Source organism: Paenibacillus sp. 1SOY10 (genome assembly GCF_056836745.1).
The window spans coordinates 683,702-704,277 of sequence record NZ_JBXENK010000001.1 but is presented as its reverse complement, the minus strand read 5'-3'; the positions used below and the strand labels follow the sequence as shown (position 1 = coordinate 704,277).

The 20,576-nt window shown below is 49.9% G+C and carries 18 protein-coding genes; 12 read left to right on the top strand and 6 right to left on the bottom strand.

What is annotated here, in order from left to right:
• The first annotated feature begins 53 nt into the window (after positions 1 to 53).
• From AC1VOR_RS03385 to AC1VOR_RS03355, 7 genes are all read left to right on the top strand, one after another.
• A complete protein-coding gene (locus AC1VOR_RS03385) occupies positions 54 to 1,022 on the top strand; it encodes an ABC transporter permease (protein WP_482615860.1) in 969 nt (322 codons plus the stop codon).
• Positions 1,023 to 1,074: 52 nt separating this feature from the next.
• Entirely contained in the window at positions 1,075 to 1,950 is an 876-nt protein-coding gene (locus AC1VOR_RS03380; protein WP_482615859.1) for a carbohydrate ABC transporter permease, read from the top strand.
• Positions 1,951 to 2,402: 452 nt separating this feature from the next.
• Positions 2,403 to 3,515 (top strand): Gfo/Idh/MocA family protein, encoded by a 1,113-nt coding sequence (locus AC1VOR_RS03375; protein WP_482615858.1) that lies wholly within the window; start codon positions 2,403 to 2,405, stop codon positions 3,513 to 3,515.
• On the top strand, positions 3,515 to 4,405 hold the full coding sequence (locus AC1VOR_RS03370; RefSeq protein ID WP_482615857.1) for a carbohydrate ABC transporter permease: 891 nt from the start codon (positions 3,515 to 3,517) through the stop codon (positions 4,403 to 4,405). Before AC1VOR_RS03375 ends, AC1VOR_RS03370 begins: the two co-directional genes overlap by 1 nt.
• 12 nt (positions 4,406 to 4,417) lie before the next feature.
• On the top strand, positions 4,418 to 5,260 hold the full coding sequence (locus AC1VOR_RS03365) for a carbohydrate ABC transporter permease (RefSeq protein ID WP_482615856.1): 843 nt from the start codon (positions 4,418 to 4,420) through the stop codon (positions 5,258 to 5,260).
• 57 nt (positions 5,261 to 5,317) lie between these two features.
• Positions 5,318 to 6,670: an ABC transporter substrate-binding protein gene (locus AC1VOR_RS03360; RefSeq protein ID WP_482615855.1), complete on the top strand. Its 1,353-nt coding sequence runs from the start codon at positions 5,318 to 5,320 to the stop codon at positions 6,668 to 6,670.
• 754 nt (positions 6,671 to 7,424) lie between these two features.
• The gene (locus AC1VOR_RS03355) at positions 7,425 to 8,447 is read left to right on the top strand and encodes a LacI family DNA-binding transcriptional regulator (RefSeq protein ID WP_482615854.1); all 1,023 of its coding nucleotides are present in this window, start codon (positions 7,425 to 7,427) and stop codon (positions 8,445 to 8,447) included.
• Between the two features lie 40 nt (positions 8,448 to 8,487).
• Here the strand turns inward: AC1VOR_RS03355 and AC1VOR_RS03350 are convergent, their stop codons facing one another.
• Together AC1VOR_RS03350 and AC1VOR_RS03345 are read right to left on the bottom strand one after the other, a co-directional pair.
• Positions 8,488 to 10,350: a leucine-rich repeat domain-containing protein gene (locus tag AC1VOR_RS03350; RefSeq protein ID WP_482615853.1), complete on the bottom strand. Its 1,863-nt coding sequence runs from the start codon at positions 10,348 to 10,350 to the stop codon at positions 8,488 to 8,490.
• Between the two features lie 135 nt (positions 10,351 to 10,485).
• Complete coding sequence (locus tag AC1VOR_RS03345) at positions 10,486 to 11,391, bottom strand: helix-turn-helix domain-containing protein (RefSeq protein ID WP_482615852.1); 906 nt, start codon at positions 11,389 to 11,391, stop codon at positions 10,486 to 10,488.
• A 216-nt stretch (positions 11,392 to 11,607) separates the two neighbouring features.
• On the opposite strand from AC1VOR_RS03345, the gene AC1VOR_RS03340 reads away from it, so the two are divergent.
• The 4 genes from AC1VOR_RS03340 to AC1VOR_RS03325 all read left to right on the top strand — a co-directional run bounded on the left by AC1VOR_RS03340 (position 11,608) and on the right by AC1VOR_RS03325 (position 15,123).
• Positions 11,608 to 12,213: a carbohydrate-binding family 9-like protein gene (locus AC1VOR_RS03340; protein WP_482615851.1), complete on the top strand. Its 606-nt coding sequence runs from the start codon at positions 11,608 to 11,610 to the stop codon at positions 12,211 to 12,213.
• Between the two features lie 40 nt (positions 12,214 to 12,253).
• The gene (locus AC1VOR_RS03335; RefSeq protein WP_482615850.1) at positions 12,254 to 13,093 is read left to right on the top strand and encodes a sugar phosphate isomerase/epimerase family protein; all 840 of its coding nucleotides are present in this window, start codon (positions 12,254 to 12,256) and stop codon (positions 13,091 to 13,093) included.
• Positions 13,094 to 13,187: 94 nt separating this feature from the next.
• Positions 13,188 to 14,198, top strand: coding sequence for a Gfo/Idh/MocA family protein (locus AC1VOR_RS03330; RefSeq protein ID WP_482615849.1), 1,011 nt, complete (start codon positions 13,188 to 13,190; stop codon positions 14,196 to 14,198).
• Positions 14,199 to 14,265: 67 nt separating this feature from the next.
• Complete coding sequence (locus AC1VOR_RS03325) at positions 14,266 to 15,123, top strand: divergent polysaccharide deacetylase family protein (RefSeq protein ID WP_482615848.1); 858 nt, start codon at positions 14,266 to 14,268, stop codon at positions 15,121 to 15,123.
• Here AC1VOR_RS03325 and AC1VOR_RS03320 read toward each other — a convergent pair.
• Complete coding sequence (locus AC1VOR_RS03320) at positions 15,110 to 15,817, bottom strand: N-acetylmuramoyl-L-alanine amidase family protein (RefSeq protein WP_482615847.1); 708 nt, start codon at positions 15,815 to 15,817, stop codon at positions 15,110 to 15,112. The genes AC1VOR_RS03325 and AC1VOR_RS03320 overlap by 14 nt on opposite strands.
• A 165-nt stretch (positions 15,818 to 15,982) precedes the next feature.
• Between AC1VOR_RS03320 and AC1VOR_RS03315 the strand changes: the two genes are divergently transcribed.
• Positions 15,983 to 16,216 carry a YqzE family protein gene (locus AC1VOR_RS03315; RefSeq protein WP_482615846.1) on the top strand — a complete coding sequence of 78 codons (234 nt, stop codon included), beginning with the start codon at positions 15,983 to 15,985 and terminating at the stop codon, positions 16,214 to 16,216.
• 149 nt (positions 16,217 to 16,365) lie between these two features.
• Here the strand turns inward: AC1VOR_RS03315 and AC1VOR_RS03310 are convergent, their stop codons facing one another.
• The 3 genes from AC1VOR_RS03310 to AC1VOR_RS03300 all read right to left on the bottom strand — a co-directional run bounded on the left by AC1VOR_RS03310 (position 16,366) and on the right by AC1VOR_RS03300 (position 20,353).
• Positions 16,366 to 17,433 (bottom strand): hypothetical protein, encoded by a 1,068-nt coding sequence (locus tag AC1VOR_RS03310; RefSeq protein WP_482615845.1) that lies wholly within the window; start codon positions 17,431 to 17,433, stop codon positions 16,366 to 16,368.
• A 166-nt stretch (positions 17,434 to 17,599) separates the two neighbouring features.
• Positions 17,600 to 18,568, bottom strand: a complete 969-nt coding sequence (locus tag AC1VOR_RS03305) for a YqhG family protein (RefSeq protein WP_482615844.1) — start codon at positions 18,566 to 18,568, stop codon at positions 17,600 to 17,602.
• 6 nt (positions 18,569 to 18,574) lie between these two features.
• A complete protein-coding gene (locus AC1VOR_RS03300) occupies positions 18,575 to 20,353 on the bottom strand; it encodes a DEAD/DEAH box helicase (protein WP_482615843.1) in 1,779 nt (592 codons plus the stop codon).
• Positions 20,354 to 20,576: the final 223 nt, after the last annotated feature.

The following is a 20,576-nucleotide window of genomic DNA, read 5'->3' as shown; positions in this document are numbered from 1 at the left end:
GATTATCTTCATAGCCTGCTCCAATGAATTATGAAGCAGAGAGGAAGAGACACATGCAGGAAGCAACTGCTCCGTCGACCACTGGACCGGGGCTCAAGCCTCGCAAACGCCCGCATACCGGCGAGCTCAAACGGCGAATATGGCGAAATAAATGGCTATACGTCATGCTGCTGCCGGGATTGATCTATTTCATTGTTTTCAAATATTTGCCCATGTACGGACTGATTATCTCCTTCCAGAACTATAAGCCCTATAACGGCATCATGGGCAGCGAATGGGTGGGGATGGAGCATTTCAAACGGCTGTTCACTGAACCGGATTTCCTTAATATTCTGATGAATACCATCATTTTGTTTGCGCTCAACCTGTTTATTTATTTCCCGGTACCGATTATACTCGCGCTGATGCTTAACGAACTGCGGGGCAATTTCTTCAAACGGCTGTTCCAGACGCTGGTCTATTTACCGCACTTTATGTCTTGGGTCATCATCGTTTCGATTACCTACGTCATGGTGACGATGGATGGCGGGATCATTAACGAGTTGCTCGTTTATCTCGGCTTCGAGAAGGTCAATTTCTTGCTGAACCCCGATTGGTTCAGGCCGATGTACATTCTTCAAGTCATATGGAGAGAAGCAGGTTGGGGAACGATTATTTACTTGGCAGCCATTGCGGCAGTCGATCCAGGACTGTATGAGGCAGCCCGGATGGATGGAGCCGGCCGGCTTCGCCAGGTTTGGCATATTACGCTTCCAGCGATCCGTGGCGTGATTATCACGCTGTTCATCTTGAAGATTGGTCACGTCCTGGACCTTGGGTTCGAGCACGTATACCTGCTGCTTAATTCGATGAACCGCGGAGTTGCAGAGATTATTGATACGTACGTGTATACCGCCGGCTTGCGCCAAGGTCAATATAGCTATAGTACGGCGATCGGATTCTTCAAATCGGTGATTGGCTTAATCATGGTTATGATGGTCAACCGAGTATCCAAGAAAATGGGAGAAGAGGGCGTTTATTAATGCTTGTCCAAAAGATGAAGATATCAGCCCGAAGAAAGTTGGAGGAGTTCAAATGGTAGAAGATAGATCCATTGCCGGCAGAATTTACGCGGCCATCAATTTTACACTGTTGGCTATCATTGCCCTGATTACAGTGCTGCCCTTTGTCCATGTTGTAGCGGGTTCGTTCACGACGAACGCGGAACTGGCGGCGAATAAATTCGTATTGATTCCGAAGGTGTGGAGCCTGGAGGCTTACAAATTCATCTTCTCGACCAATACCATATTCAAAGCCATGGGCGTATCCATTGGCGTTACGTTGCTCGGCACCGTATTCAGTATGATGCTTACAGCGTTAATGGCATATGCCCTGGCCCGGAAAGATCTCGATGGCCGCAAGACCATCAATTTCATGGTTGTATTTACGATGTTGTTCAATGGTGGTTTGATTCCTACATTTCTTGTCGTGAAGGAGATGGGGTTGATCGATTCTTATGCATCGCTAATCATCCCGTCAGCCATCAGTGCCTTCAACATGATTATTCTAAAAAACTTCTTCCAGAATATCCCCGAAGGATTGGAGGAATCGGCCAAAATTGACGGGTGCAGTGACTTCGGAATTCTCTTCCGGATTGTACTACCGTTGTCCTTACCTGCGATTGCGACCATCTCCTTGTTCTATGCGGTAACGTATTGGAATACGTACATGTCAGCCATTCTGTATCTGAATGACAGCGCAAAATGGCCGATTCAGGTATTGCTCCGGCAAATTGTCGTGCTGGCGAGTGGGCTGGACCACAGTTCGACGCTGGACGGCACGGTGCCTCCTCCAGATCAGACGATCAAGATGGCGGTTATCGTGGTGGCGACGATACCGATCCTGCTGGTGTATCCGTTCTTGCAAAAGCATTTCGCGAAGGGAGCCTTGCTGGGCTCGATGAAAGGATAAAGATAGCGTTTTCTAGAAACGTGGTGAACCATCAGGAGTGCCAGGAGCCTGGAGTTGGTCAAGCCCTCGAATTTGTCTTTGTGACAATTCGAGGGCTTTTCACGTTGTAATAGAGTACAAATCAAGAAAGCGTTAACAAGTGCAAAAAATAACCGTTGACTTTCCCAAAAGAAATGTAATAATAAAGTTAACAAAAATTTGCCGCAAATAAATTGATTTTACTACGCAAATTTCACATGGCATGGGAAATTGAACTTCCTTTTTGCTACATGATGGAAATTGCGCTGATCCTTGGAAATTAGCGTATTTGTGGACGAGTGATGTTCCAGTAGCAAAATATTGAGGGATAATGCTTGTCTTGCTAAGTTGAAAAGCCATTTGCGCTAGAGAATATTGTAATTATAGAAACTGAAATTTGCGGCAAAAAAACAAGAAAAAGGAGCATGACAACTATGGGAAAGATCAGAATGGGGTTTATTGGCGTCGGTGATATGGGATCGCATCACTGCATGGGGTTCGACCGACTGGATAATTGTGAGGTGCGGTACATATGCGATATGAACGAGGCAAATGTAGAGCGGACTCTAAAAGAATTGCGTTATAGCAATCCAACCATCTGCTCCGACTATCATGAACTGCTGGGTAAGGAAGATCTGGATGCAGTCGTTATCAGCGTCCCTAACTATATGCACCGGCAGATTGCTGTTGCCTTCCTGGAAGCTGGAAAGCATGTATTCCTGGAGAAGCCGATTGCCCATACCCTAGAGGATTGCGATGCTATCATTGCAGCGGCAGAGAAACATCAACGGGTGTTGCAAATCGGGTTGGTCTACCGTTACTCCAACCTGTACCGCAGAATGGCGCATGAGATTGGAGAGAAGCGGCTAGGCGATGTAAAAATGATGTGGTGCAAGGAATTCCGCGATTCGTTCCCACCAGCCGATTGGTTCTACGACAAGTCCAAATCAGGTGGTTCAATTGTAGAGAAAGATTGCCATCACTTTGATATCTTCAACTGGATGATCGGAGCCACCCCGGTTCGAGTATTTGCTTCCGGTGGACAGCACATCATCAAGCAGGGACAGAGAAATCTGATTCAAAATTCTTACAGCCATTATCCAGCGAAATATATTGATGATCCTTCCGTTGTCGACCATGCCTTCATCACTGTTGACTATGATAACGGCAGCAAAGCCAACCTGGGCTTATGCCTGTACCTCAAGCCACGGAACCTATCTGATGATGGCCTGGAATTTGGTCTGATCGGCAGCAACGGGGCACAAATGCTGGTTAGAAATGACAAGACCATCGACATTACAGGCGGAGAGGATTCCAGCCGCGATCATCTTGAAGTGGACGTAACCACCGATTCCATCGAAGGTGGACATACGGGAGGGCAAACGCAGCGTATCGATTTCCTTGAATGTATCCGTACAGGCAAGCAGCCGTTCGCCAGTGCCCAGGTAGGCCGAAATGCCTTGCTGATCGCCTTGGCCGCAGAGAAATCCATCGTTGAGGAACGTTATGTTTATTTACAGGAACTCCAAGACCATGAGGTGTTGTGATGAGAATTTCGAGTAGAAAAGATACGCTGGGCTTCTTTCTATTCATTATGCCTTGGATCATTGGTTTCTGCGTTTTCTTCCTGGTTCCGTTCGGCACTTCTATCTTCTATGCGTTCACAGATGCCAAGCTGCCGGGTTCTACCAATTACCAATTCGTAGGCATCAGTAACTTTGTAGAGATGCTGAAGAGCCCGATTTTCGCCAAGAGCGTATTCAACACAATGTATTTCGTCCTGTTCGGGGTACCTATTGTGACGGCAGGCATGTTGCTGCTGGCTACACTATTGAATTTCAAGGTCAAGGGCATCGCCTTGTACCGGACGTTCTACTATCTGCCAACGCTGGTGCCTATCGTGGCTACAGTCATTATATGGCGGCTGGTGTTCAACGCGGAGTTCGGAATACTGAATGCTGCTCTCGGTATATTTGGTGCCGACAAAATTGATTGGCTGGGTGGGGAGCATACGATTAAGCCGGTCATCATCCTACTCCAGGTGTGGATATCCGGTAGTGGGGTACTGATCTTCCTGGCTGCCCTGAAGAATGTCCCGCGGCATCTGTATGAAGCGGCGGAGATTGATGGAGCAAGCATGTTACGACGGTTCTTCTCCATTACACTTCCAATGATCAGCTCATCCATTCTGTTTGTTGTCATTATTCAAACGATGTATAACTTCCAGATGTTCACGGAGGCGATGCTGCTATCCAAGGGCGGACCTAACTATGCTTCCTATACCTTCGTCTATAACATCTATAAATCGGCCTTTACCGATTTGAAATTCAGTATGGCCATGGCTCAATCGATCTTCCTGTTTGTGCTCATTGCCCTGGTAACCACAACGTTAATGAAATTGTCCAATCGGTATGTTTATAATGAATCCGGAAACTAGGGGGGCACATCAATGAGTGAAGGACGAAAAAGCAGTCTTTCCGTTACGATAACCAAATACTTCTTGCTGACAGTGACATTACTATTGTTTGTCGGGCCGCTGGTGTGGCTTCTCTCTACGATGATGAAGACTAAGGCAGAGACCTACAAGGTACCTCCTGCCATATTTCCCGAGCAGCTTACATTTGAGGCCTTTGAACGATTGTTCGCCGTACAACCGCTGATGTGGCGGTGGATTCAGAACTCATTTACCATCTCGATCATTGTGGTCATCGGCGTAGTCCTCTCCAGTTCCATCGTGGCTTACGGGTTCTCACGGTTCAAGACGAAGTACAAAGACAAGCTGTTCTCGGTCGTGCTCGTCACTTTGATGATCCCGCCATCCATTATGATGATTCCGTCCTACGTCTTGTACACGAAGCTAGGATGGATTGATACCTGGTTGCCCCTGATCGTCCCAGCCTGGCTTGGAAGCGCATACTATATCTTCTTGTTCCGCCAGTTCTTCATGAGTATTCCTATGGAACTGGACGAAGCGACTTACCTGGACGGGGGCAACCGCTGGACGGTGTACGCAAAGGTCATTATGCCACTGTCGAAGCCGATCATCATCACGACCGTGATTTTGTCCTTCGTCAATTCCTGGCTTGATTTCCTAGGGCCCTTCCTGTATCTGAAGGATAACTTGAAATTTACACTAAGCGTAGGGTTACAATTGCTCATTGGTCAGACCAGCCAGGACTTCCCGGCACTCGCGGCAGGAGCGTTCATCAGCATCATCCCGATTGGCCTGCTCTACTTCTTCGGTCAACGTTATATTGTTGAGGGGGTGGTGCTGACAGGAACGAAGGGATAACTCGGCTAAATCGTTGGTATTTTGTTGTTTCCATACTATCCATAGGGGGAATTTCGCATGAAAACGAAGCGCAAATGGCTATTGGGGAGTTTAAGCCTGATCCTGACTTTGGTACTTAGCCTGACAGGCTGTTCCCAGGCAACAAATCAACCTGCGGCAGATCCGAACAATTCCAACGGAGCGGGTGCTAATACGGCTGAACCTGTGAGCATTACTTATTCCCAGTGGGGAACCGCCGAGGAACTACAACGGGTGCAAGAACTGCTCGATCAATTCATGGAAGTCAATCCGGACATCAAGGTGAAGCTGGAAGGCAAGGATTGGGGCAGCTATTGGGACGGTCTGACAGCCAATGCGGCTGGCGGCACCCTTCCTGATGTATTCAAGACAAGTTATGCGTATATTGAGAAGTACGCTGAACTGGGTATTTATAAGGAGCTTGACACCTTGCTCGCAGATGGCGGGTTTAATTTAGAAAACATCGATGCCAGCTTGCTTGGCCTCCATCAATATCAAGATAAACAGGTATCACTGCCAATTGACGGCAATGTCATCGTCTGGTACTACAATAAAGGGCTGTTCAATGATGCCGAGCGGAATCCGAAAAATGCACCTGTACCCTCTTTGGAACCAACTTGGGATGAAATCATCGAGATTGCTACCAAGATGACGATTGATAAGAATGGCAAGAGTGCAGATGAAGAAGGCTTCGATGCCAAAAATATCGTCCAATGGGGGATGTCCATCTCTCCAGGTTCATCTATGGACTGGTTCCTGGAGCCTGAGCTTTGGTCCAATGGAGCAAAATTAATGAATGATGACGGCTCGTTAGCTCTGGATACTCCAGAAGCCAAGGAAGTCATGGAATTGTTCATTGATGTCACCAAGAATAAGAAGATCAACACGACTCCGGCGCAAATCGAAGGACTTGGCGGACAGGTCAACCTGAGTATTACGACAGGTAAGGTAGCGATGAACCCGGGCGGTAACTGGAATACGACGAACTATCAAGAGGCTGGTATTGATTATGGTATGACTTATTTGCCTAAATTCAAAACGACCCAAACCGTCGTTCAGCCAGCCGGTGTAGCCATTAGCGCGAATACGAAGCATGAAGAAGCAGCCTATAAACTGCTGTCCTGGTTGGCTGGTCCGGAAGGGCAAATTGCTTTGGCCAAACAAGGATATTCCTTGCCAGCCAATAAAGAAGCGGCAGATACTTATGTAGAAACAGCAGGGGAAGCGAACCAAATCTTCCTGGACGCTCAGAAGTTCGGCATTATCTCTCCATTTACAGTGAAGAAAACGGATCTTGTATGGACTTATGGTGAGCAAACGTTGAAGCTGCCACTGTCAGGCGAAGGGGATCTGGATGCTGCCATTTCGGAGTTGGCGGCGCAAATACAGTAAAAATTTAAAAGTGCGGTGAACAACAAGGGCCTACAGCCGATATGGGCTTACACTCGCTGTTAAACCCGTATTTTTGGAATCAATTAAACCTAACAAGGTTAAAATCCGGGTTTAAAGGCGACCGCTTCCGCTGTTTCAGCTCCATATCGACCTTCCGGCAAAACTGTTCACCACACTTTTAAAAGTCATCAACGAAAAACAATAATCAAACGCCAACAGGCCATGTCAGAAGGGGAAGCCCTGGACATGGCCTGTTCCTTACCCAGGCAATCTTGACATATGATGATAAGAAATGTAGAATAAATTTGCCGCAATTTTTCTCTTTTTTTGAGTTGGATAAGCGTTCTATCTTATAAAATTGAAGTTGAACCAAGGGATAAGCAGATTATGCTAAGCGAGAGATAGATTCTTAAGAAGACATAGGAAGGCCAGAGGACGCCTGGATTTTGAGGCCTAAGGGTTCATCCTAACTCAACTCAGCTTAATTCAACTTAACTTAACGGGAAAAAGTCCTGTTAATTGGCTTCATATAGCGGAAAATAGATTGTTTATATGGAATTTGTCCTGCTAATTGCGGTGAATTGACCGCTTTGGTGAAAAAACCACTAAATTAACATGAGAATTTCCCGCTAAACCCTAGATTTGGTAGAAATGCGGGGAATTAGCGTGAGGATTTCCCACTAAAGGCACATTCAGCCGGGTTCAACTATATAGAAATTATGGCGACGGGATTGCAGGGAGGAACAGAACAAAGATGGCGACTTTAAAAGATATTGCCGAACAGGTAGGAGTGTCAATCTCAACCGTATCACGAGTCATGAAGAATGATGGCAACCGCTCCGTCAGCGAAGAGACACGGCGCAAAATTTGGGAAACTGCCGAGCAAATTGGTTATAATACGCAGCGAGCCAATAAAGCCAAGAAGCAGGCGCCCAAGCTAAGTTATCGGGTAGGCTGCATCGTGGCGATGCCTCAAAATAAGTATAATAATCCGTATTTCTCTGTCATTTTGGAGGGTATTGAGAAGGAACTGGCGGCATCCGGTATGAGACTGGAGTTCGTGCATAGTCTGGAGAAGCAAGGCGATCTTCAGCAATTGCAGGCGCTGGTGAAGGAGCACCGTCCCGATGGCGTCTTAATTGTGGAACGTATTGAATACGAGGCCTATAAGTGGCTTCGGGAGAACGTAGGCGTCATTGTTGGCATTGACCTGGCGGATAAGGAAATTCCGACGGTTCGTTATGACCGGGCATCCGCAGCGAAGGAAGCGGTCCAGTATCTTATTTCCCAGGGGCACCAGCAAATTGCTTATGTTGGCGGTGCAGAGTTCGGCGGGGACTTCCGCAAGGAAAGACGTTATCTTGGCTACCAAAGCGCGATGCAAGAGGCGGGGCTGACGATCAATGACGATTGGGTCATCGATGTGAAGTGGGATGTGGCGTTAAGCTACGAGCTGACCAAGCAAGCCTTCGAGAAGCACGGGAACTGGCCGACGGCGATTTTCTCGGCAAGTGATATGATGGCGATTGCTGCGATGCGGGCGGCGACGGAACGCGGACTTAAGATTCCTGAGGATATTGCCTTCTTCGGGGTGGATAATATTGAAATATCGGAGTTTACTTCGCCTCCACTGTCTACCATCCATGTTCCCAAGCTGGAAATGGGTATGTTCGCGGTCAAAATGCTACTGGATTATTTAGAGAATCGCTATGCTATTCCGGTCAAGCTGATGATTCCATATAAAATCATGCTCCGTCACTCCTCGGGCAGCCAATAAGCTGCCTGGAGGAGTTTTTTTATGTTGGAGCGTGGGTGGGCTAATACACATGAACCTGCTCGCTTAACACCGTTGCATTTCTTACCGGATTGCCTGTGAGATAAAGCTGTTTTAAATTAGGCAACTGGATAAGCGGCTGCAAGTCTGTAATGGCATTGTTCTCCAGATGGAGCTCTTCTATTTGCTGCCAGTTCTCCATAAAGGCCAGCGATTGCATCATACTATCCTGCATCGAGAAGGATTGCAGTGAAGTCAACCCGGCGAAGTAGGGCATCACTTTGTCCAGTTCATTGACATAGTCCTGATCGACCCGGAAAGAAGGCTTGCTCAGTCGTAAATGCTCCAGTCCCGAATCCGTAATGGGCTCTTTATCATCAAGGGTGAGGATACATTCATGGCAGTCAAGCGTGGTGACTTGCTGCAATGTAAACAAATCGCGTACTCCTTCTGCAAAAAACATGTCGTCCAGCACAAGTGTATGCATGTTCTTCAATTGATTCAGCGCTTGAATGTCCACAAGAGGATAAGCCTCGCTAATCGTCAAATGCTCCAACTTAGGGAAGGACCGGAGTAACGACAAAGGCATTTCCTCGTCGTTTGCATCCACAGTTAACGAGAGAAGGGCAGGGGCGTCCAGTTTTGTCACAAAACCAATCGGGAGTTCTGCCTTGGTTAGATGTGTCAATTGCAGTTGCGCGGCTTTGCCATAATACCCCTGTAGGCTGATTTCCTTCAGTGAGGGGAGAGAATTCAGTACATCCACTTGATCCAGTTGATGTACGGAGGACAAGTAGACTCGGGTCAGAGACTTCTTGTCGCGCAATGCTTCCAGACTGGAAATATTGCTGTTTGTTAACTCTAAAAGCTGCAAATTGGGCATATTGGCCACAAAATCCAACGTTTTCAAATTGGAGTCAAAGCGAAGACGCAGTTCTTCCAGTGCGGTCAGCCCATACAAGGCATTGAAGTCAGTCGCCTCACTATATCCAATTCCTAAAGATTTCAGATTGGTTATGGCGCTGATCCAGTTGAAATCATCGAGCCCTGTGACGGTCAAGCTTTCCAAGGGCAGTTGACCTAGCAAGTGAAAGTCTGTCACAGATTCATCTACATAAGTCAGATTCAGGGAGTGCAGATTTTTAAATTCAAGTAATAGTGCAAGCTCTGTATTGTTGCGGATTTGTGTCGTGAGCGATTGCACGCGGGATTTGTCGCCCAAATAGGCGGCTGCCTGCTGGAAAGATTCATTAAAGCTCCCGCCAAAGCTCTTTAGATGTTGCAAATGAGCGAGACTAAGTGATTCAGATTTGTTGATTTCATAGGTATTATTGAACTCAAGCGACGTAAGACCTGTAAACGCCTCGAAATCCTTTTGCTCGATGCGCTGGGTATTTAACAGTTTGTCTTGCATCACATATACCTGCGGGGCACTGCTTCCATCAGTAGATGGTTCCTTCAGGCTGTAAGTAAAATGCCACTGGTTATCAATATATTGCACCGAAAGAGAGGTTATTTGGGCCAAGTTCTCGGTGGTGGGCTGCGCCTTCCCCTTGTTCAGAATTTGCTGCACAAAGGAGAGAAGCGCTTGGCTCTCCGGCATCGTGCGCACCGCAGTCACCCGCGCCTCTTCCTGTCTGACCGAGGTAGCGCTATTAAAGAAAATATAAGCCAGAAATCCAGCCATTATAATCAGAACCAGGGCTGCAATCCACTTCGTATTTGGTGCTGGCCGCACTTGAGCGGGCGTTGTCCCGTAGTAGTTGTTAATGGTCTGGTCGACATGATACACATGATTTTTCTTCATGATTAGCTCTGTATTACAGAAGGGACATTGGAACACATCGTCATTCTTCTGATTGATTTGGCCCCCGCAATTTGGACATTTTAACTGGATAAGACTCATGCTCCACTCTCCTCGCACCTGTTTGCTCTTTTACACCGGTTGTATTCTGCTAATTAAATTGTACGAAGTGTGACAAAAATGGTTGCACCACAAGCAGCCTCTGCTGCTGAAAATAAGCCGATAGTCGCAGTGCTTCTACAAAATACTGGAAAGCTTGCGGTAGGCGCGGGGCGATATTCCTTCATTGGCTCGGAATAATCGGCTGAAATGGTGTATATCCGGGTAGCCCACCTGTGCGCCTACTTCCTCAATTGTCCATTCTGTATCCCGAAGCAGCTTGCACGCCTCGCGGTGCCGCAGGCCTCTGACAAATTCCCCGGGAGGAACGCCTACGACCTGACGGAACAGCTTCGCGGCATGATCGATGCTCATTTGCAATTCGGCAGAAATTCGCCGATTGGACCAGTCTTCCGCCGGAGTTGCGTCCATCCGCTCCGTCAGCCGCTTAATTCGTTCGCCATGCTCTGATACACCAGCAATCCGCCGGGTCATTTGCGAGCGCAGCAGGCGCGCGAGTATTTCCAGCATCAGTCCCTTGCACACCAATTCATAACCCAGATCGCGTCTTGCGAATTCATGAATAAGTTGCTCCATAAATTGCACGCATTCCAGGGACGGGGTATAGAGCGGATCGGTGGAGAAGGCTGGAGTTGCCCCGATGACCGGCTCAGCAGCCAGCTTGTTCCACACTAATTCATCCTCCCCAACAATCAAATCCTCCTCTCTGCGAATCATTAGCTCGCCAAAAAAATCGAAATGAATGCCCAGCAGTTTCGTTTCCGGCCTGCCCACAATTTCATTCTGATGATAAATCCCGGGTGACAGAAAGATGAGCTGTCCCGCGGACAGTACATAACGCTGCCCATGCATGGTTGTGATGAGCTCACCTTGGGCTACATAAAGCAGCTCAAAATCATAGAGTCTTCTCACCGGAAAATAGCAAGGGGCAAGGGTTTGGAACTGGGCGTAATGAATGCCTGGCGACCAGGTGGTAAAGGGGGCGTGTTGCGTCTTGACGGTTGGTATGTACTCCTCACTCATCAGGTGGTTCCTCCTTATCCTGTAATGAACCTACTTCCATTTATATTATCACGGAATAAGACAAAAATTATCTTTTTGCGCTAAATAATTATTTCAATTAAATCAATATAATTAAAGATGTAAACCACAATTATTAGCTTTAATTACTCAAGCAACTATCCAACGGAAAAATGCAAATAGGAGGTGGTTGTAACGGTTTTGCAGGTGGGCATCAATGTGCCGGTATATTTGTGCAAGCAGCTTGTGATAGATCAGCCTGAGAGTATCCCCTGGAATCAAATCACACCTGTCCCCCTTGTTGATACGGTTACGGGGAAGGCGGTCAAGGAGCCAACGGAGGTACGTACTTGTTGGACAACCGAAGCGTGGCACATTCAATTCCGGTGCAAGGATTCATATGCGATATCTCATTATGAAAATCGGGACGATCCGCTGTATGAGCAGGATGTCGTGGAAGTGTTCATTGACGTGAGCGGTGAAGGCCAACGTTACATCGAAATCGAGGTCAGTCCGTTAAATGTCATCTTCGATGCCTGGATTGAGCGAGCTGAGGATGGACGGATTCAGGGCGATACCTCCTGGAACATGGAGCGGTTGGACACGAATGTCGTTGCCGAGGAGTCCTATGGACGAATCTATGAATTACGGCTGCCTTGGGGGGACTTTGCTCCAGCCCCGGTGGCGGGGACGGAGTGGCGGGTTAACTTCTATCGCATTGACGAACAGCCAGATGGAACCAGAGAGTATCAGGCGTGGGGGCCAACAGGCGAGGTCAATTTTCATATACCCTCCCATTTTGGCCGGTTGCAGTTTGTGAGGTAGTATTCCATTTATATAAATTTAGAAAACGGAGGAATTTACGATGAAGAAGGGTATTAACATTTGGTCTTTCCCCGAAGGGACAACCATTGCGGAAAGCATTCGCGTAGCTAAAGCGGCCGGGTTCGAAGGGATCGAGCTATCCCTCAATGAAGACGGTGAGATGGGACTCAAGACGACTGACAAAGAGGTGAATCAAATCCGCCGTCAACTGGACGACGAAGGACTCGAAATTTGCGGTCTGGCTACTGGCTTGTATTGGTCCTATTCCATGACCAGCGAGCAGGAGTCCAATCGGATTAAGGCGGCCGATGTTTGTAAGAAGCAGTTGGAGCTGGCGGCAGCATTGGGTGTAGATGCGATTCTGGTTATTCCTGGGGCGGTTGGCGTAGACTTTATTCCTGGCTCCGAGGTTGTACCTTATGATAAAGCTTACGACCGTGCGCTGGAGGCCATTACGAAGCTATCCTCGGAAGCAGAGAAAGTGGGCGTCTCCATCGGGATCGAAAACGTATGGAATAAATTCCTGTTATCTCCGCTGGAAATGCGCGGCTTCCTTGATGCTGTGAATTCACCTTATGTCGGCTCTTATTTGGATATCGGCAATGTAGTGTACTCGGGGTATCCAGAGCATTGGGTCCGGATTCTGGGCTCGCGTATCAAGAAGGTTCACTTCAAGGATTACCGTTGTGAAGCGGGTGGACTGCATGGATTTGTAGATCTGCTGGCCGGTAACGTGGACTACCCTGCCGTCGTAGCTGCCCTTCAAGAGGTAGGTTATACCAACTATGTTACGGCTGAAATGATTCCTCATTACGAGCATCATGCGCATCAAATTATTTACAATACCTCAGCGGCTATGGACGCTATTCTGGGAAGGTAGTTTAGAGCTTGACAACAGGCATTTATGTCACGGAGGGTCGTAGGGATTCTGGAGAAACGAAGTGGTATTATTCTTATTTTGAGGAGGAAGCGATATGTTGAAGATTGGATTGGTGGGCTTCGGCTTTATGGGCCGTATGCATTTCGATAATTATGTACGTCTGATGAAAGAAGGACAGCAGATTGAACTGGTGGCCATCTGTGACTTGATTATCGATGAATTGAAGGACAGCAAAGCAGGCGGGAATATGTCTACAGGTCAGGAGGTTTATGATCTGTCTTCTTACCGGTTATATAATGACATCGAGAAGATGGTAGCTGCGGAAGAACTGGATATGATTGACCTGGCTGTTCCAACCTACATCCATGCCGAGATGGCGTGTTCGTTGCTGGAGCGTGGCTATCATGTGTTCTGCGAGAAGCCAATGGCCCGTTATTCTGCTGATGCACGCAAGATGGCCGAAACGGCCCGCAAGCACGACAGAAAGTTGATGATTGGACAATGTCTGCGCTTCTGGCCGGGTTATGAATATTTGAAAGCAACCATTGAAGAGGAACGCTTCGGTAAGGTGACGGCTGGTTACTTCTATCGCGGTTCGGGAGCTCCAAAGAACTGGTTCCTGGACGAAAGCTTGAGCGGCGGCGCTTTGTTGGATATGCATATCCATGATACCGATATGATTCAGTGGTTGTTCGGAACACCGGAGAAAGTATCCACCATCGGACGTAACGTGATTCCGGGCAGCGGCTATGACATGGCATCTACACATTATGCCTATCCGGACGGTAAGGTCATTAACTCGCAGGTAGACTGGACGCTGGAAGGGGATCATGGCTTTTACATGGGCTACCGCGTTAACTTTGAGCGGGGCAACATCGTATTTGACGGCGGGACGGTCACGGTTAATCCTAATGATCAACCTGGCTTCAAGGCTGAACTGCCTGCGGAAGATGGATACTATCGCGAATTGAAGCACTTTATCGGTGCGATTGAGAACCATGCAGATATCGTGATTTGTACGCCTGAAAGTGCAGCAGATTCGGTGGCCCTGGTGGAAGGCGAGGAGCAATCGGCCAAGGCTGGAGGCGCCTGGGTTAATCTGTAATCCAAAGCGAAGAACGCATGTTTCCGGGAAGGGACAGTCATACTAGCATGGAGGAGGCTTGATATCCATGTTAGTCAAGAAGAGATGCTTAACCTTCATCATCATAGCTGGATTATGTGTTGGCGGCGGATTGCAAGTTAACTTGCAAACGGTGGAAGCTTCAGTTCCTACGTTGCTTCTACCTTCTGCTTCTGCTGTGGAAAAGTCCCGGAAGCTGGTAGTCATTATTGATGATTTTGGCAACGATATGGGTGGCACGGAGGAAATGCTCTCTTTGCCGATTCATTTGACGGTTGCGGTCATGCCTTTTCTGCGAACCTCCCGGGAGGATGCGCTACGTGCTCATGAGCTTGGTCATGATGTGCTGGTACATCTACCGCTAGAGCCCAAGCAAGGAAGGCCGGAGTGGCTGGGTCCCGGCGCGATCCTCACCCGGATGACAGATGCGGAGGTCAGACAACGGGTAGAAGCGGCCATCGATGAAGTGCCATATGCCGTTGGGATTAATAATCATATGGGCTCCAAGGTGACCGGAGACGACCGGGTCATGTCAGTCATTCTGGAGGTATGCCGAGAACGTGGACTCTTCTTCGTTGACAGTAAGACCAACTATCGTTCCGTCGTTGGAAGGTTAAGTCTGGAGAAGGGACTGCCACAACTGGAAAATCATCTCTTCCTGGATGATTTGCATACCGAGAACCATATGGCGGGTCAGCTTCGGAAGGCTCAGCAATTGCTGGAGAACCGAGACAACTGTGTATTGATTGGACATGTTGGTGTTCATGGCCGAAAGTCAGCCGCCGTATTGAAGAAGTACATTCCGCTGATGCAGGCAGACGGCGTTAAGTTTATCGGTATTAGCCAGCTTGCCCAGGAACAGATCAGTCCCGGAGTATCTCCGGGACCGGGGTTCACATTACCGTAAGGTATTCCATAATTCCATGGTACAATGCTTCGGCGATTCTCTGCTGACCGCGCCCATTCGTAAGAAGGGCGCGGTCTTCTGCGTTACTCAGGAAGCCCGTCTCCACGATGACGGCAGGGCAGTCAATGTGATTCAGCAGATAGAAAGGCTTGCCAAGCTCAGGGATGCGTGATACCTGTACGTTCGGATCATAAAGTCGTTCGAGAGACTGCTGGATGGCATTCGCCAGGTAAGCGCTCCGGCCTTCGTTCTGATGCAGCACCAGTGGGCCGCGCCTGCTCTTGTTCTTGCCCCAATTGACATGCAGGCTGACTACAATAACCGCAGGCACCTGCTCGCTTAACTCCTTACGCTGAGCAAGATCGCGAAGATGGCGGGAGCGGCTGCGTGACCAGCGATTATCATCACTCAGGGCGTAATCACCCGTGCGGTTCAGAATGGCCCGGTAGCCGTGGCTGCGCAGTACAAGATACAGCCTGCGTCCGATGTCCAAATTAATATCCTTCTCCAGAATTTGCTCAAATGAGGTGCCTCCGTCGATTCCACCATGCCCCGCATCAATCAGAATGACTGGCTCAGGGAAGGCATGCCGGAAGTCGCCCTCGACCTCCGCCCTTGCGACCGGGGCTATTCCGGCCAAAGCAAGGGGAAGCGTGAGCAGCAGGGCAAGCAAAATAAGGGCAGTTTGTCTCATAAATCTCACCTTTCACGCGGTTTGGCTTGTTGTTCACCATGCTTCTATAGATTGAACCTAGGCGGGGCAAATCATGCATGTGGGGAAGCGAGCCGGGGTTAAAAAGTGGCCAACCCGGACACACTGATAGCAAAAGACAGCTACAGCGTAAAGGAGGTTCTCTCCATGGCCAAAGGGGACGAGTTGGTCAAGTACATTACGGAACGGGTTGTGGATTACGTCGAGACGCCACGGGAAGTTCGTCGTGAACGCTCTAAGCCTAAGGAGCCCTGGACACGGCGCTGGTTCGGTATGATTCCGTTCTCCCTCTCTTTGTGGGCGAAGGAATTGCCCCGAGTGAACCGGAGGAACAGGAAAGTGAAGGAAGCCGAGTCGAAACCGGGACGCAGCCGAGTGTGAGGATGTTTCTCGCCAAGGTGAACAGATGAAATACAGAACAAAAGCAGGCCACCTGTATTCCCGAAAGGGAGAAGGGGTCTGCTTTTGTGTATTTGGAGAGAATGATTGCCTATGGCCTGCCCGTCTGAAACATGAATCACTGATTTTGTTTAATATGTGGTAAATTCACCGCTGCTGGTTAAAGCGTCGAGTGCGATGACGCGGATGGTACTGTCCGAGCTGGTGACAGCATAGACGGCATTTCCCGGGTCGGAGGCTTGAGATGAGCTGTCTCCGGTCCAGGTCTGGTAGCCGTACACCGCCAGCGGGAAGGAGTAGGTACGGTCCTGCCCGGAAGCGGCAAAGACCAGTTGTTTGCTGGCTTTGAGCTTGGCGATAAAGCTGCTGGTGTCCACGGCGACGGATTCGCCCGTCATCCACAGCAGGTTGTCATAGGGGTCGAAGCGCTCGGCTGTCAGCGCGAGACGTCCCGGCGCAAGCGTGCTGCGGCTGCTTGCGGCCTGGCGGGGCGGCGTATACTTCGCCGCCTGCTTGTCCCAGCTACCCGGGGTCTCGGGTAGCCATTCGCCGTCAGCGGCATTGACGTATTGCGGTTCGCCGGTATCCTGGCGAACCTTCCACGCGGTCAATGCCGGGCCGGCGTAGAGCGGGACGGCGCCTTCGCGTCCCGCTTCGGCTGCGCCGAGGCCGCCTTCGCGCAGCGCGGCCTCAAGCAGGGCCTGGTCGAATACGGCATAGGTGCCGAAGCCGTATTCGACCAGCTTGTAATCTCCGCGCTCTGTGGCGGAGATAATGAGGTAGCCGCGCGCCGCCGAGGCTGGCGGCGGCTGGGCCGTATCCCCGTCCGGTGCCGCAGCGCCCGGCGGGGTGATGGTGACGAGCCAGCTATGGGTGCCCGGCCCCAGTGGCTCGATGTTGGCGCTGGCGCCAGCCCAGGCGGTGAAGGGCTCACCGGTGGCGAGCTTGCTGATAGCATCTGCCGCAAAGCGGCGCAGCTCCTCAGGCGCTTGCTCGCCGCTTAGCCGAGCCAAGGCGCCTTCCAGCCCCAGTTCGCCACTCCCAGCCGCAGCCAGGGTGACTGTGCCGCTTGCTGCCCGGGCAGCCTCGGCAGAGCTGCTTCCGCTATACGGTAAGCTTACCGCACTATATATCATCGTAGCGCACAATACTATTTTACAGGTGATCGACCACGTTATTTCCGGTTTTCCGATAGGCATGTTTGTCGCCTCCCTAGGGATTAATCGGTGCTAAATGCCATGAGACATTGGCTGCTTGTCCATTGTACCGAAGCCGGTTCGAAAAGGATGTTGCAACCTGTCGCGCGGCGCCGGCATGATCCGCTTCTATTTTTGCGGTCTTTTAGCGAGTCAGGTCTATTTCTGGTTAGAGTGGCGAACGTAGATGAAAGATGCCGCAGCCCAAAGCCGATACGACAATTCTCGGCTCGTACTGCCAGCGTATTTCGCTGCGTCTGGCTTCGTATTGCTCCTGCGCACCAGCGGCTCGCTCGGGATCAGGGTCCTGAAGCAAGTCGCGGTAGTAGGCGTCGATGAGAGCAAGTTCATCGTTCAATCGCTCTCTGGCTGCGGTCGCCCAGCTCTCGTCATAGCTCTCCAACTTGGCGGTAATCCTTGCCTCCAAAGCTTGACGACCTTCGTCAAGCGTCAACTCAGTGGGCTCAATATGCACGTTCTCGGGCAGACGAGGGGAGAGATTCGTAGCTGCCAGCCGATCCTGGAACGATTCATCCAACTTCCCGCTTAGTAGGGAAATCCCGTAATTGTGCAGTTCCTCCCGCTTCATATCACAGCAGAATTCAACCTTGAAGCAAACGCCCAGCCACGGTTCATAAGCCGCAGGCAACAGGGACAAGCGCTGACGAGCGGCTGTCTCTTCAAACAGATAGACATATCTTCCGCCGCGACGGGCCGCTTCAAAGATTTGCTTAAGCCTTGGGCTACCGAAGGTCAACTCTTCTCGCTGAATCCGTCCCGGTCCAAGTATAGGCAGCGGTCTGACTCCGCCAAAGTAACGGCCCAGGATGGTGTCCTCTTCGGCAGGAGCTTCTCCTGCTGAAGCAGGCCCGCTATTCCTGTTTGCCTCCGCTTGTGCCTTTTTCTCGGCTGCTTGATGCTGCTCCGGATTGAAGATGAACGAGAAGGACATGGTCTCCGGCTCGGCGCCGGTTCGCTCAATGAACCCCCAATAGTAAGGGCGGTTCGTCAGGTCGCGGTCAGCGCGAGGGGAGAGTTTGACCGTAACGTGATGTGGTGACTTCTCCAGAATCTTGCATTCTGTTGCTTCCAGATAGGTCATGACAAAGTCGCGAATTTGTTCATGGGTCATGGACATGCCCGGTCACCCTCCCAATAAATGCTGAAGTCCGCCATCTGGCTCAGTTGTGTTCGCTTCGGCATCCAGCTCAGATTGAATATGGTTAAATTCTCGGCCTAAGGTTTCCACGCGGCTGGCTATTTCATCTTCACTGCCGGATTCCAGAATCATCTTGTAGATGCTCTTCTCCAAAGAATGCTTCTTCTCAAACCGTTCCAGAATGACATCCAGATGGCCAATGACCTTCTCGAACATATTGATCTTCTCATGCAGTAGATGGAGAATATGCTCTTCAATTGTTCCCTGCGTGGACAAGTTGTAGATCTTGACGTCCTGCGTCTGGCCCAGCCGATGGACCCTTCCGATTCGCTGTTCAACCCGCATCGGGTTCCAGGGTAGATCGAAGTTGATCATATGGTGGCAGAATTGCAGGTTAATGCCTTCGCCTCCGGCTTCCGTAGCAATCATGACCTGCGCCCGGCCTCGGAAGAGGTCCATCATCCAATCCTTCTTACCGCGATTCATGCCACCTCGGTAAGGCACAGCCGTCATGCCGCGATCGCGGAAGTATTTTAACAAATATTCTTGAGTGGCCCGGTATTCGGTGAAGACAATAACCTTGTCGTTCATTTCCCTCACCAGTTCCATGGTCTTCTCGGCCTTGCTATTGGCCCCAATCTGTCGAATGAGGTCCACCAGCTCCCAGATCCGATCCCGAATCGGAGAGTCGGGGTCGAGCTTCTTCGAGAGATTAACCAGGGTAACGAACACGGCGTCCCGGCTGCTGCATACTTCCCGCTGCAAGGTGACAAGCGACAACATGCTGTTCATATCACCGCCAGCGGCATGGTATTGATCCTTAACGAAGGAGGTCACCCCGGCGTAGAGCTTCTTCTCTTCCTGCGAGAGCTCCACATCGATATTCCGAACGATCCGTTTGGTGAATTCAAGCTGACCGTCGCCCCGACGATTTCGGATCATTACTTTGGACAATTCGTCCTTCAACTGACCCTCATTCTTGGGCAGCCGCTTATCAACGACGAAGTTCGCCGAGAAGTCGCTATGTCCACCAAGCTGGCCCGGCTTGAGCAGCGTAATCAGGTTGAAAAGCTCGCTCAAATCGTTCTGAACCGGAGTAGCGGTGAGCAGCAGACAGTATTTCTTGCGTAATTGCAGCATGAGCTGGTAATTGGTGGTATTCTTGTTTTTCAGCTTGTGGGCTTCATCGACGATTAGCATGTCGTATTCCTGACTGAGCAGAATGCTCTTATGCGGGTCGCGCTTGGCCGTGTCCATGGAAGCAACGACAACGTCATTTTGCCAGGAATGCTCCTTCTTCTGTGCCACCGCAGGAATGCCGAACTTCTGGTTCAGCTCTCGTACCCATTGGAGGACCAGGGATGCGGGAACAAGAATCAATATTTTGCGAACGAGTCCGCGTATGATATATTCCTTCAAAATCAAACCCGCTTCAATCGTCTTACCCAGCCCCACCTCATCAGCGAGAATGGCGCGTCCACGCATTTCAAACAGCACTTTGCGTGCGGTTTCCGTCTGATGTGGCAGGGGGGTCACTTCCTGCAAATGCTTCAGGCATTGCATCTCTTCAAAGCTAGTGACGAGTGAGGCCGTTTCGGCCTTAAGGGCAAGGTTAAACAATTTCCAGTCGTCCCAAGGGCCACCCTTCTGCTGCCGAGTTGTTAATTCACTGAACCAGTTACGGTCAAACTCGGGGGAAAGACGGGTATTTGTGGCCTGCTCCGTTACGGAGCTATCCTTGGGGCTAGGGGGATGCGGATTCAAGATGGATAACCTCCCTTATGGTGCGTATTCACCTAAACTTTTTAAAATGAAACAAGATTTATAGCTTGTGTGTTTGTTCTGACGGATGGCAGATGTAGGTGTAGTATGGACGAAAAAGAGGGGGTTCATAACCTTGAACGTAAATCGCTCGGTTATCCGTCTGTTTGCATGTGGGCAGCAGGCAGCGGGGAAGCTAAGCTCAGCTTGAGAAGAACGAAATCTG